General features: G+C 69.7%; 11 protein-coding genes and 1 pseudogene. 7 read left to right on the top strand and 5 right to left on the bottom strand.

The window, feature by feature from the left end; genetic code table 11:
* The 3 genes and pseudogenes from D7V97_RS29875 to D7V97_RS29870 form a co-directional block, all read left to right on the top strand.
* Nucleotides 1-554: pseudogene (locus tag D7V97_RS29875) on the top strand (hypothetical protein); the annotation flags it as partial.
* Between the two features lie 23 nt (nt 555-577).
* Nucleotides 578-700 (top strand): hypothetical protein, encoded by a 123-nt coding sequence (locus D7V97_RS46540; protein WP_255424844.1) that lies wholly within the window; start codon nt 578-580, stop codon nt 698-700.
* 151 nt (nt 701-851) lie between these two features.
* Complete coding sequence (locus D7V97_RS29870) at nt 852-2,981, top strand: BTAD domain-containing putative transcriptional regulator (RefSeq protein WP_120614038.1); 2,130 nt, start codon at nt 852-854, stop codon at nt 2,979-2,981.
* A 3-nt stretch (nt 2,982-2,984) separates the two neighbouring features.
* Here the strand turns inward: D7V97_RS29870 and D7V97_RS29865 are convergent, their stop codons facing one another.
* On the bottom strand, nt 2,985-3,788 hold the full coding sequence (locus D7V97_RS29865; protein WP_120614037.1) for a LytTR family DNA-binding domain-containing protein: 804 nt from the start codon (nt 3,786-3,788) through the stop codon (nt 2,985-2,987).
* 169 nt (nt 3,789-3,957) lie between these two features.
* On the opposite strand from D7V97_RS29865, the gene D7V97_RS29860 reads away from it, so the two are divergent.
* Nucleotides 3,958-4,188: a hypothetical protein gene (locus tag D7V97_RS29860; RefSeq protein WP_120614036.1), complete on the top strand. Its 231-nt coding sequence runs from the start codon at nt 3,958-3,960 to the stop codon at nt 4,186-4,188.
* A gap of 157 nt (nt 4,189-4,345) precedes the next feature.
* Here the strand turns inward: D7V97_RS29860 and D7V97_RS29855 are convergent, their stop codons facing one another.
* Complete coding sequence (locus D7V97_RS29855) at nt 4,346-5,293, bottom strand: NAD(P)-dependent oxidoreductase (protein ID WP_368668971.1); 948 nt, start codon at nt 5,291-5,293, stop codon at nt 4,346-4,348.
* Between the two features lie 371 nt (nt 5,294-5,664).
* Here D7V97_RS29855 and D7V97_RS29850 point away from each other — a divergent pair, with 371 nt between their 5' ends.
* On the top strand, nt 5,665-6,432 hold the full coding sequence (locus tag D7V97_RS29850; RefSeq protein WP_120614034.1) for a YdiY family protein: 768 nt from the start codon (nt 5,665-5,667) through the stop codon (nt 6,430-6,432).
* Nucleotides 6,433-6,457: 25 nt separating this feature from the next.
* Entirely contained in the window at nt 6,458-8,050 is a 1,593-nt protein-coding gene (locus D7V97_RS29845) for an AbgT family transporter (protein ID WP_120614033.1), read from the top strand.
* A gap of 40 nt (nt 8,051-8,090) precedes the next feature.
* Here the strand turns inward: D7V97_RS29845 and D7V97_RS29840 are convergent, their stop codons facing one another.
* On the bottom strand, nt 8,091-8,660 hold the full coding sequence (locus D7V97_RS29840) for a hypothetical protein (protein WP_120614032.1): 570 nt from the start codon (nt 8,658-8,660) through the stop codon (nt 8,091-8,093).
* 145 nt (nt 8,661-8,805) lie between these two features.
* On the opposite strand from D7V97_RS29840, the gene D7V97_RS29835 reads away from it, so the two are divergent.
* Nucleotides 8,806-10,362 (top strand): leucyl aminopeptidase, encoded by a 1,557-nt coding sequence (locus D7V97_RS29835; RefSeq protein ID WP_120614031.1) that lies wholly within the window; start codon nt 8,806-8,808, stop codon nt 10,360-10,362.
* Between the two features lie 48 nt (nt 10,363-10,410).
* Here D7V97_RS29835 and D7V97_RS29830 read toward each other — a convergent pair whose 3' ends face one another.
* Together D7V97_RS29830 and D7V97_RS29825 are read right to left on the bottom strand one after the other, a co-directional pair.
* A complete protein-coding gene (locus D7V97_RS29830; RefSeq protein ID WP_120614030.1) occupies nt 10,411-11,895 on the bottom strand; it encodes an aspartate ammonia-lyase in 1,485 nt (494 codons plus the stop codon).
* Nucleotides 11,896-12,007: 112 nt separating this feature from the next.
* On the bottom strand, nt 12,008-12,894 hold an 887-nt coding region (locus D7V97_RS29825; protein ID WP_233583309.1), incomplete at its 5' end, for a pirin family protein.

The following is a 12,894-nucleotide window of genomic DNA, read 5'->3' as shown; positions in this document are numbered from 1 at the left end:
CGGTGTGGGTGCGCGGGGGGAGGGTGAAGGTCATCAACTCCCGCTTCTTCAACAACGCGTGCGCGGATGTCGGGCCCGACGTCGGCGGTGGCGCCCTGCGGGTGTTCAGCCAGTACGACGGGCTGCCCGTCTACGTGGTGAACACGACCTTCGGCGGCAAGCAGGGCTTTGGCGGCGTCTGCTCCAACGGCGGCGGCATCAGCAGCATCGGCGTGTCGTGGACCGTCATCAACAGCCTCTTCTCCCACAACCGGGCCATCGGCAACGGCGCGAATCCCGCGGGTCCGGGCACCCCGGGCGGGGGCAGCGGCGGGGCCATCTACAACGACGGCAACACGATGACGCTGTCCCTCTGCGGCACGCGAATCGAACACAACGAGGTCAACGCCCACGGCAGCGCCATCTTCTTCGTCAGCAATGACCACTCGGGCGACATCCGCATCGACCGCTCCGTCATCCAGAACAACCTGGGGGGCTCCTGGTACGAGACGTATCCGCAGATCTCCAACCACGCGGATACGCCCATCCGGGTCACGAACTCCACGATCGAGTAACGGCGGACCGAAGTCAGGGTGATATGTATTGCACCGCCACCCTCTGCTACGCCTCTCCCTATCAGAACTTCAATGCCCTTCAGCGGCTGGACACCATCACCGCCTCGGCGTCGAAGCTGAATTGGGCCTACCTGTACGACCCGTGACCGCGGAAGGACCCGGTGGTGCATCACCGGGTCCCCCGTTCCCGAGTCTGCACCAGGTCTGGTTTGCAAGGGTCACGCGTAGGTTTTGCTGGACTTTCCGGGGACCGCGGCTGCATGACGGCGCGAAAACCTGGGGACGGAGGTGGTTGGGATGCAATGGCGGGTGCAGGTGCTGGGGCTGGCACAACTGTGGGGCCCCGAAGGGCAGCGGGTGCGGCTGGAGCGGCGCGCGGCGGCGCTGCTGGCGTGGCTGGGATTGCAGGGGCCCTCGCCCAAGTTCCCGCTGGCGGCCCTCCTGTGGCCGGACTCGCCCCCCACCACCGTGCGCAACAACATGCGGCAACTGCTGCGCCGCCTGAGGCTCGCCAGCGGCGGGGCGGCCCTGGTGGAGGGTGACACCGAACGGCTGGCGTTGGTGGCGCCGTCCGACGTGGACGTCGCCGGCCTCAAGGCCGCCACCGAGGCCCGGGCGTATGCCCAGGCCCTGGAGTCCGTCGGGGCCGAAGGCAGCACCCTGCTGGCCGGCTTCGACTTCGATGACTGCCCGGAGCTCGCGCGCTGGCTGGACGGGGCCCGTGCCGGCGTCGAGGGCTGGGTGCGGGAGGCACGCGAGGCGCGAATCGAGCAGCTCACGTCCGGGGGAGACTGGACCGCCGCCCTGGGGCTCGCGCAGGCCTGGGCGCGGCAGGAGCCTGAATCCGAGCAGGCAGGGCGCCACCTCATCCGCCTGCACTACCTCCAGGGAGACCGGGGCGCCGCGCTCACGGCCTTCGACCAGCTGCGCGGCGTGCTCGACCGCGAGCTGGGCGTCACGCCCCTGCCGGAGACGCTCGCGCTGGTGCGGGAGGTGGAGAAGGGCACGCAGCGCCCCCGCTCCACCGCGAGCACGCGCGCGGCCCTGCCCCTGTCCGTGTTGCGCCCGCCGGTGCTGGTGGGGCGGGAGGCCGCGTGGCGAGAGCTGGAAGCCGGCTGGGAGTCGGGCCAGATGCTGTTCATCTCCGGCGACCCCGGCAGTGGCAAGACGCGGCTCGCGGAGGAGTTCGCGGCCTGTCACGGACGCTGGGGGCGCATCGAGGCGCGGGCGGGTGACCGCGACGTGCCGTTCGCCTCCCAGGCACGCGCCTTCCGCACGCAGCTGGCGCGCTGGCCGGACGTGCGGCTGCCGGACTGGGTGCGCACCGAGCTGTCGCGCATCCTCCCCGAACTGGGTGAGACGCGGCTGCTGCCGCCCCTCGACTCCGAGGCCGGGATGCTGCGCTTCTACGAAGCGGGCCTGGAGGCACTCCGGCTGCTCCACCAGCACGAGGACATCAGCTTCGCGGACGACGTGCAGTACTGGGACATGGCGAGCACCCGGGCCTTCATCTTCGCGTTCTCCCGGATGTTCGACGCCCCCAGGAGCGCCCCGCGCCTTCGCTTCATCGACTGCTACCGTCGTGGGGAGCTGCCGGCCAATACACGGGTGCCCATGGAACATCTCATCGACGCGGGGCTGGCGCGCATCGTGGAGGTGGGCGCGCTGACGGCCGAGGAGGTGCGGCACATGGTGGCGGGGATGGGGCTGCCCGGCGCGGAGGCGCACGCGGACGACCTGGCGCGCTACACGGGCGGCAATCCCCTGTACGTGGTGGAGACCCTGAAGCACCTGCTGGAGACGGACTCGCTGCACCGGGACTGGCCCCAGCGGCTGCCGCCCCCGGGGCGGGTGGCGCCCCTCATCCAGCGGCGACTGGAGCGGCTGTCCCCGCTGGGACTCCAGTGCGCCCGGCTCGCGGCGCTGGCCGGCGCCTTCTTCCGGACGTCACTCGCGCCGCGGGTGCTCCAGGTGACGCCCGCGGCCGCGCACGAAGCCCTCGCGGAGCTGGAGACGGCCCAGGTCCTGATGGCGGAGCGCTTCAGCCACGACCTGGTGATGGAGGCCGTGCTGGCCGGGATCGCGCCCGGGGAGAGGCGGGTGCTGCATGGACGGCTCGCCACCGCGCTGGAGGAGGCTGGCGCACCCGCCATCCTGCTTGCGCACCACTGGCTGGAGGCGGGGCGGGTGGAGCAGGGGCTGCCGCACCTGCTGGCGTCGGCGCACTCCGACGAACAGGTGCTGCCGCCGGAGCAGGCCGCGGACCACTACGCCCGGGCAGCGGCCCTCATGGCGGCCACGGGCCAGACGGAGGACGCCGTGCGGGCGCGGGCCGCCGAAGCGCGCTGCCGCCTCAAGGCCGCCTCCTCCGGCGTCCACGTCCCGCCGGAGTGGTCCCCCCAGGCCACGCCCGGGAAGGCGCGGTAGCCTTCAGCCCCGGGCCAGCAGCGTGTCCAGGCGCTCGCGGTACCCCCGGCTGAGCTTCAGCGTGGTGCGGTCGCGCAGGATGACCTGGTACTCCCCATGGAGCAGCGGGCGGAGTTCCTGGATCCGCTGGAGGTTGACGAGGGTGGAGCGGTGGATGCGGACGAACCGCTCCGGATCCAACCGGGCCTCCAGGTCCCGTAGGGGCTGCCGCACCAGATGGCTCTGGGTTCCGGCGTGCACCTGGACGTAGTTGTCCTCCGCCGCCATCCAGTCCACATCGTCCACGCTGAGCAGCGTCACCCGCCCTACCTCCCGGATGACCAGCCGCTCCAGGTAGCGCGGGGCGCGGTAGGGCCCAGGCAGCGTCTCCACCAGGCCCGCGAGCTGCCGCACCAGGTGCTGGATGCGTCCCCGGCGCACATGCTCCTTCGCCCGGCCCAGCACCTGGACGAACCGCTCCGGCACCAGGGGCTTGAGGACGTAGTCGAGCGCCCGGGCCTCGAATGCGCGGAGCGCGTGCTCCTGCCCCGCGGTCATGAAGACGACGGCACCCGCGCACGTGCTCCCCGCCTCGCGGAGCACCTGGAAGCCGTCCAGGTCCTCCAGGGCCACGTCCAGGAAGAGGATGTCCACGGGCTCGCGCCGCAGGGCCTCCACGGCCCTGCCCCCACCGTCGTGAACTCCCGCGACCACCACCTCGGCGTCCGCGTCCAGCACCGCCCCCACGAGCCGCTGCGTCTCCGACTCACCATCCACCACCATCACGCGAATGGGCGCGGACTCGAACAATCCCTCTCGAACGACCATTGACGTCCACCTCTCTCTTCCATGTCGGGTTGCAGGGATGGGCCAGCTCACGGACGCCTTGGGCCGCTTCGTCACACGCTTGTCGCCACTGGCGGCACGGCGATATCCCGTGTCTGTCAATCCCGGTACTCCTCGGGGCGCTCCGGCTCACCGGAGTGGCGGCCGCACCGTGGGGAGCGCGGACCGGCCATCCCACGTTTCCCATTCGCTGTATGGCGCCGAGTTCCAGTTCAACTACACGGACACGGGGCACTCGCTCGACGCCTGGGCGTTCCCGCAGGTCCCCGGGAACACGCGCGTCGTGCAGAACCTCACCTGCGTGGGCGACACGAGCGGAGACGAAGCGGGAACTCGGACGGGGTGCCAGGCGATTCTTCATGACCTGACGATCACCTTCTGACGTCAGGCGTGACGGCGGCGTGACGGGCGGCGTCCGGGAGGGGTGGACCTGGACGCCGCTCCCCGGTGGGACACGGGGACCCGTGGTGCGCCGGCTCCATGAGGCCCGGAGGTGGAGTCCGGCCCCCCTGATGAAGCAGCGCCTCAGCGCTCCGCGGTCACGAGTTGCTCAGGGTGCTGAACACGGCGGGCAGTTCCTTGTCACCCAGACCCGCGCTGAGGGCTCGCCTGTAGTTCTCAAGCAGCTCCTGGGGGAAGCGTGCGCTGATGCGGGCGTCGCTGCTCAGCCGGACGATGTGCTCAATGGCCGCGACGTGGGTGTTGAGGCTGCACTGGTTGCCCGAGAAGTCGTTGTTCTCGATCATGCCCTGCGCGGCGTCAGCGGTGACGGAGATCAAGCCGAGGAAGGAGTTCTTCTGGGCGAAGAAGGCCTTCGGGTCGAGCCCTTCCGCCTTGCACATCGCCGCGGCGTGGAGGACCGCCAGGGTGCCTCCGTAGTAGGCCTCCAGGATCGCGCAGTCGAGCGTCGCGGCGGAGCCGATCTTCTCGTCCACGTAGACGGAGTTCTTCGCGATGGCCTGGAGGGTCTCGGAGTGCCGGTCGAAGACCGAACGCGATCCGGCGTAGAAGACCGTCGCGTAGTCGGTGGCGACAAACGCGGGATAGGCGAGGATCGCCGCATCCAGGTAGCCCACGCCATGGGCCCGCGCCCACTCCAGTCCGCTGCGCGCGTCCGCGGGGGAGCCGCTGGTGAGCTGAACCATCGTCTTGCCGGCCAGCGCAGACGCGACGGCCTGCGAAGAGAACAGCTCGGCGCAGGCGGCGTAGTTGGACAGCGAGACGACCACGAGCTCGCGTCCGGAGACGGCCTCGCCCAGGTCCTCGAACGCGACGGTGCCACCGCCCACGGCCCTGGCCTTGCTGTGCGTCCTGTTCCAGACCGCGACGTCGTGTCCCGCCGCGGCAAAGGCTCTCGCCAATGCGCTTCCCATGAGCCCACTGCCAATGACCGCGATCTTCGTTGAACGGATGGAAGGCATCTTCAATCTCCTGTTGTTTCGAGCAAACGCTGGTTTCTCAACCGGTGCACGGGGAGGAGAGCACAAGCGAAGTGGAGAAACCCCAGGAAGTTCCCGGCCGCATGTGACCAGGGGAGGCATGGCGGACGATCTCTCCCGGCTGGTGGACCCGCGGAGCGCCGCCCCCGGAACACACCCCGGGTGATCGCCCGCGCCATTGCCCCGGAGGGAGGGGTTGCCCAGGCGGCTCCTGCTCGCCCATGGCGGGCCGAGGGTTCCAGCCCCCGGCGTCCCGCCATGTGATTGCAAGACGCGTTGTGCGTGCCGAAGGTTGTGCGGACCACGAGGAAGCACCCGAGAACCGTAGCAGCCGCCAGGCGAGTACCTCCGACGGCGCGCCTCTGCCTCGTGAGTCCCTGACCTGAGCCAGGCAGGCCACTCACGTCCCAAAGGCACGCATGAGCCCCTTCATCCTTCTCCTCACGGCCCTCGCCCAGTCGCCCACGCCTTCCACCGAAGAGGCGGAGTCCCCATGGACGGGCGACTTCGGGCTCGGAGCCTCCTTCTTCACCGGCAACAGCCGCGCGTTCACCCTGACGGGCGATGCGCTGGCGGAGTACGAGAGTCCTGCGTGGGCGCTCACGCTGGAGGCGGATGGCGCCTATGGCAAGGCCGCTTCGGAGGGCGATGCGGAGCGGGAGGTCACGGCCCAGGCGCTCGGCGGGTGGGGACGCGGAGAACGTCGCTTCACGCAGCTGCTCAGCGCCTTCGCCCTCGTGGGCGCGGCGGCCGACCATCCCGCCAGCCTCGAGCTGCGCACCGAGGCGGAGCTGGGCGCCGGCTTCACGCTGCTCGAACAGGAGCGGGAGGAAAAAGAGCTCTTCCTGCGCGCCTATGTCGGTGGGAGCTACGCCCGGGACCGCAGGTTCCAGTACGCGCCCACGCGCGAGGACCTGCCGGACGTGACCCTGTGGTCCCCCGCGCTGGGGGCGACCTTCCGCTACGACGTCAACGAGCGGGTGCACCTGCGCGAGGACGCCCTGCTGCTTCCGGACATCTTCGGTGACTCGCGCGTGCTCGTGGACTCCACCACGAAGCTCTCCGTGGACCTGACGGACCGCTTCGCGCTCACCACGTTCTTCGCACTGCAACACGACAGCGCACCCGCGGCGGGGAAGGTGCGGACGGACACCTCGCTTTCACTGGGCGCGGAGCTGTCGCTCTGAGGAATTGGAAAGGAGCAGTACTCCCATGGCCAAGGCAGCCAATTTCGACGACCTCCACCTTCCGGGCGAGGTGAAAAAGAAACAGACCGCGACGCCGCCGAAGAAGAAGGGCATGGCGCGGCTGCTCGACACCATCGAGAAGGTGGGGAACAAGGTCCCCCATCCGGCGGTGATCTTCGTCGCGCTGATCGTCGTCGTCATGGTGCTCTCCCATGTCTTCTACCTGTTGGGGAGCAGCGTCACCTACGAGACCATCAACCCGGAGACCCACAAGCTGGAGCAGACGACCACCGCCGCGCAAAGCCTGCTGACGGGCGAGGGGCTGCGCTTCATGTTCGCCGGAGTCGTCCAGAACTTCATGGACTTCACCGCGGTGGGCGTCATCATCGTGGCCATGCTGGGCGTCGGGGTCGCGGACTCCGCGGGCCTGGTGGGCGCCCTGATCCGCAAGCTGGTGAAGGTCGCGCCTGCCCGGGCCCTGACGTACATCCTGGTGTTCGTCGGCATCCTGTCGAGCATCGCCGCGGATGCCGGCTACCTGGTCCTGATTCCCCTCGCGGCGGCGGCCTACCTCGCCGTGGGCAGGCATCCACTGGCTGGGCTGGCGGCCTCCTTCGCCGGCGTCGCCGCGGTCTTCACCGTCAACATCCTGATCAAGCCGCTCGATGGCATCCTGACGGAGATCACCAACGACGCCATCCACATCATGGCGCCCGAACGCTCCATCGACCTGACGGCGAACTTCTGGTTCTCCGCCGCATCGGTCGTGATGCTGACCGTCGTGGTGGCGCTCATCAGCGACAAGCTCATCGAGCCCCGGCTGGGCGAATACAAGGGAGAGAAGCCGGACGCGACGGGGGCCGCGCTGTCCGCGGAGGAGTCACGGGGGCTGAAGTTCGCGTTCTGGGGACTCGTAGGCGTCCTCGTGTTCTTCGGGCTGCTGGCGCTGCCCCCGGGGGCGCCCCTGCGCAACCCGGAGACGGGAGCGCTCGTCGGGGACTCGCCGTTCATGAACGGCCTGATCGTCGCCATCACGGTGCTGTTCCTGGTGACGGGCGTCGCCTACGGCATCGGCGCGCGCACCATCAAGAGCAGCGTCGACGTCATCAAGGCGATGGAGAAGGCGGTCGCCGGGCTCGGCAGCCTGATCTTCCTGCTGTTCATCATCAGCCAGTTCATCGCCCTCTTCACCTACTCCAACATGGCGACGCTCGCGGCCGTGAACGTGGGTGATGCCCTGGAGCATGCGGGGCTGGGTGCGCTCCCGCTGCTCATCGGGTTCGTCCTGGTCGTCGCCATGCTCGACCTGATCATGACGGGGGCCATCCCGAAGTGGGCCATCTTCGCGCCGGTCTTCGTGCCGCTGCTGATGCGGCTGAACGTCGCCCCGGAGGCCGTGCTCGCCGCCTACCGCGTCGCGGACGGGCCGTTCAATGCCATCTCACCGCTGAACGCATACTTCGCGCTGATCGTGACCTTCGCCCAGAAGTACCAGAAGGACGCGGGCGTGGGGACGGTCGTGGCCCTGATGTTGCCCTACGTCCTGGTGGTCTTCGCCGTGTGGATTGCCCTCCTGGTGGGTTGGCAGGTGCTGGGGCTGCCCTGGGGACTCGGGTAGGGGCCGGGGCCGGCGTGGACCCGGCTTCCGGCCGGGGCCCTCAGCGCTTCTGGTCGCGCCGCGCCTGGGTCCGGCGGCCCCGGCTGGCGGACTGGGCCTGGCGCTTGAGGGAGGGGAAGCGCTGCTGTTTGAGCGCCCCTCCCAGCTTCTGACGGGGGGCCCGCTTGCCGGTGGCCGGGCTGGAGGCCTTCGCGATGCGTCCCGCGGCGCGCTTCCTGGGAGCGGGCTTGCGTCCAACAGGGGGCACTCGCGTCGCCCGCCGGGGACGGGGCGCGCTCACGGCGCGGGACCTGACCGGCGTCTTGCGCTCGAGCTTGGCGAGCCGCTTCTCGAAGCGCTCCAGGGTGGCCGCGAAGTACCCGGCCTTCTGCACCGTGTTGAGGTTGCTTTCGGCGCGGCGGGAGCGGGTGGGCGCCTGCTTGCGCAGTGCTTCCCGCTGCTGCCGCTGCGCCTGGTCCTGGTACTTCTCCATCAGGCGGCGCGTGCGCTGGATGCGGCCCCGCAGCTCTCGCGGCGACAGTTCGGTCAGGTTGCGTGGGGCGCTGGACAGGACGAGCTGTGCTTCGCGTTCGGTGAGCAGTGACATCCTCTTCGACGGCAGCGTTCGCATGGGACTCCCCCTCGTATGGGATTGCGTGGCGGAAGATCCACACCTTCCATCCGCGGGCAAACCGCTCCCAAAGGCAGGGGCGAGTGGCACTCCTGACGTTGCATCCTCCCGCTTCCATGGCCAGCTCTCCGGACAGGAGGCTTTCATGTTGACTTCATTTCATTCGCGCGCACAGGCCGCATTCCATCCCGCCCCTTCCATCGAACCCCCGGAGGAGACGAAGCTCGCGGTGTCGTCATCCGTCCCCACCGACGCCGACTGCATCGGCTCGCTCGTGGGAGTCGACGAAGGCTTGAAAAGCCTTGGCTTTGATTCCTCCTTCCTGAAGGCGGCGGGGTTCCAGGGCAAGGTCGGTCAAACCCTGGTCATTCCGCGCACGGACGGCCCTCCCGTCGTCGCCGTGGGCATGGGTGAGCGGGGGCAGCTCGATGCCGGCAAGCTCCGGGACGCCGCCGCCGCCTTCGCGCGGGCCGCGGGCAAGCAGACGCGTCTGGCGCTCCACCTGCCAGACACGGACGCGATACCGACCGCTCTCGCCGCGCAGGTCTTCACCGAGGGCGTCCTCCTCGCCCGCTACCGGTACCGCCCCTACAAGCAGGCTTCGGAGCAGGAGCCGCCGCTCAAGGTGTTGACGCTCGTCACGAGCACGGAGCGCGCCAAGGAGGGCGAGCAGGGCATGGTGCGCGGAGGCATCAGCTCCCGTGCCGTCGCGTTCGCACGCGACCTCGCCAATGCTCCCGCCACGCTCCTGACGGCCGCGCGGATGGCCGAGCTGGCCGAGTCCCTGGCCCCGCGTTGTGGCTTGGAGGTCGAGGTCTTCGACGGCGAGGCCCTGGCCCGGCTCGGCTGCGGAGGGCTGCTGGGCGTCAACGCCGGCAGCTCGGAGCCGCCGCGGATGATCAAGCTGACGTACACCCCCCGAGGAAGCCGGGGGGAGGTCGTCAAGTCCGTGGGGCATGTCGCCCTGGTCGGCAAGGGCATCATGTTCGACTCAGGGGGGCTCGGCCTGAAGCCGAATGATCTCGTTCACGCCACCATGAAGGGCGACATGTCCGGCGCGGGGGCCATCCTCGCGGCGATGACGGCGCTGGCCCGGCTTGGCTGCAAGACGGCGGTGACGGCCTACCTGATGTGCACCGACAACATGCCCTCGGGCACCGCCATGAAGCTGGGGGACGTCCTGACGGTGCGCGGCGGAAAGACCGTGGAGGTCATCAACACCGACGCCGAGGGCCGGCTGGTGATGGCGGATGGGCTCGTGCTGGCCACCGAGCAGACGCCGCGACCCGACGCCATCGTCGACGTCGCCACGCTCACCGGGGCGTGCCAGCGGGCGCTCGGCATCCTGAGCGCGGGCGTCATCGGCAACCACCAGGCCCTCGTCGAGCAGGTGAAGGACGCGGGAGAGCGGACCGGCGACACCGTGTGGCAGCTCCCGCTGGACCGGCGCTACCGCGAGGAGCTCGAGTCGGAGGTGGCGGACGTACGGAACGTCGGCGGTGAGAACGCCGGCGCCATCACCGCGGCCCTCTTCCTGGAGATGTTCGTGGACGGCATGCCCTGGGCGCACATCGACATGGCGGGGACGGCGCGGGCCGAGCGCGACAACGCGTGGCGCAGCAAGGGCGCGACGGGCTACGGCACGCGCCTGCTCATCGACTTCCTCATGGGCTTCACGCCTCCCAGCCAGAGCCGCCACTGACACGCCGGACGGGCCCCCTCAGTCCGGGAGCCCGTCCGCGCGCTCCCGCTACGGCCCCTCTTCGTTCAGGGCCGCCACCGCCTGGCCTCGGGTCAGCCGCTCCGGCGTGAGCAGCTCCGTGAGCTGCTCACGCGTCAGCAGTCCGGCGGACACCACCAGGTCCGCGATGCTGGCGTTCGTGGCGAGCGCCTCCCGCGCCAGCCTTGCCGCCGGGGCATAGCCGATGTGCGGCAGCAGGGCGGTGATGACGCCGACGAAGGACTCGACCTGGTGCGCGAGCCGCTCCTTGTTGGCGGTGATGCCCCGCACGCAGTTCACGCGCAGCGTGGCCATGGCGGCGGTCATGTACTTGAGGTTCTCGAACAGCACGTGGGCCATGACCGGCCCGAAGGCGTTGAGCTGGAGCTGCCCCGCCTCGGCGGCCATGGTCAGGGTCACGTCCCCCCCGGCGATGACGAACGCCACCTCGTTGACGACCTCCGGGATGACCGGGTTCACCTTGCCCGGCATGATGCTCGACCCCGCCTGCCTCGGCGGGAGGTTGAGCTCGTTGAAGCCCGCCTGGGGGCCGGAGCCGAGCAACCGCAAGTCATTGCAGATCTTCGACAGCTTCATCGCGCTGCGCTTGAGCGTCCCGGACACTTCCATGAAGACGCCCACGTCGGTGGTCGCCTCGATGAGGTCCGGAGCGGTGACGATGCGGCGGCCGGTGATCTCCGCCAGGTGCTTGCGCGCGGCCTCCGCGAAGCGCGGATCCGCCGCGATGCCCGTTCCAATCGCTGTCGCCCCCAGGTTGATCTCCCCCAGGCGGCGGATGACGTCCTTCAGGCTCGCGTGGTCCTCGGCCAGCGTCACGGCGAAGCCCTCGAACTCCTGCTGGAGCGTCATCGGCACGGCGTCCTGGAGCTGGGTGCGGCCAATCTTCACGATGCCCGCGAACTCCTCCCCCTTGTCGCGGAACGCCTGCTCCAGGAGCTGAAGCTCCTCGAGCAGCCGCTCGATGGACAGACACAGCCCGACCTTGAGCGCCGTCGGGTAGGTGTCGTTCGTGCTCTGGCTGCGGTTCACGTGGTCATTCGGATCCAGGTGCTCGTAGTGGCCCCGGGGGTGGCCGGCCAGCTCCAGGCCGCGATTGGCGATGACCTCGTTGAAGTTCATGTTCGTGGAGGTGCCAGCGCCCCCCTGCATGACATCCACGATGAACTGGTCGTGGAGCTTGCCGTCCTTGAGCTCCTCGCAGGCCTGGTCGATGAGCTCGGCCCGCGTCGCGTCGAGCGCGCCGATCTCCGCGTTCGCACGCGCCGCGGCCTGCTTCACGCAGGCGTAGCCGTAGAGGAAGTCGGGATACACGGAGATGGGGCGCCCGCTGATGGCGAAGTTGTCGAGCGCGCGGCTGACGTTGATTCCCCAGTAGGCGTCCGCGGGAATCTGCCGGGAGCCGAGGCTGTCGGTCTCGGTCCGGGGCGGTGCGCCGTTCGAGGTCACCGTGTGGAGGCTCTTCTGGAACGTCTGGTCTGCGCGGGGGTCGGCCATCGGTATGACTCCTCGGCCGCTAGGGTAGGGACGCGCGAGGCATGGTGGGACGCGACCTCCAGGGAGGCGCGTTGTCGTCCACCATGCTGCGCGTGTGCTGGCTCGGGAGGGCTCAGCTCCGCGGTGGCCCGTCCGTGGGGATCTCACCGAAGCGTCCGGCCTCGAAGTCGTGGATGGCCTGGAGGATCTCGCGCTCGGTGTTCATGACGAAGGGCCCCACATGGGCGATGGGCTCACGGAGGGGCTCTCCCGCGAGGACGATGAGGTGCGCGTCCTCTTCGGCGCGCAGCGCGAGGTGCTCGCCCTCGTTGGCGAAGACGGCGAGCGACCCGGGTGTGAGCGAGTCACCGTCGATGGCGACCCGGCCCCCGGCGACGAGCACGAAGGCATTGTGATGGGACGGCACGGGCACTTCGAGCGCCGTGCCCGCCGTGAGCTTCACGTCGAGCAGCGTGATGGGCGTGAAGGTCCGCGCGGGACCCCGGGTGTCTCCGTACGCTCCGGCGATGATCCGGACCGTGCTGGTGTTGTCCTCACCCCCGACCGGGACGACGGGGATCTGGCCCGCGGTGAGGGGCTGGTAGCCCGGCGGATCCATCTTGCTCACGCGCGGAAGGTTGACCCAGAGCTGCAGCATGTGGAACGCGCCGCCGCGACGGGAGAAGTCCTGCGCGTGGTACTCCTCGTGGAGGATGCCGGACGCGGCCGTCATCCACTGCACGTCGCCCGGACCGATGACGCCCGCATGGCCCGCGGTGTCGCGGTGCGCGACGGATCCCTCGAACGCCAGGGTGACTGTCTCGAAGCCCCGGTGGGGGTGCCAGCCGACGCCGCGCTGACCCTGGGCCAGCGCCGGGTACTCGTAGGGGGGATGGTAGTCGAGCAGCAGGAAGGGGCTGACGCGCTCCTGCGTCAGGCCCCTGCTCGGGACGAGGGTGTGCACCCGGAAGCCGTCACCGACCCAGTGAAGCGGACCTCCGCCATGGACGCTCTCGAGGG

The organism is Corallococcus sp. CA053C (assembly GCF_003611675.1).
In the GTDB taxonomy this organism is placed as follows: Bacteria; Myxococcota; Myxococcia; order Myxococcales; family Myxococcaceae; genus Corallococcus.
This window is presented reverse-complemented; position numbering and strand designations above follow the sequence as displayed.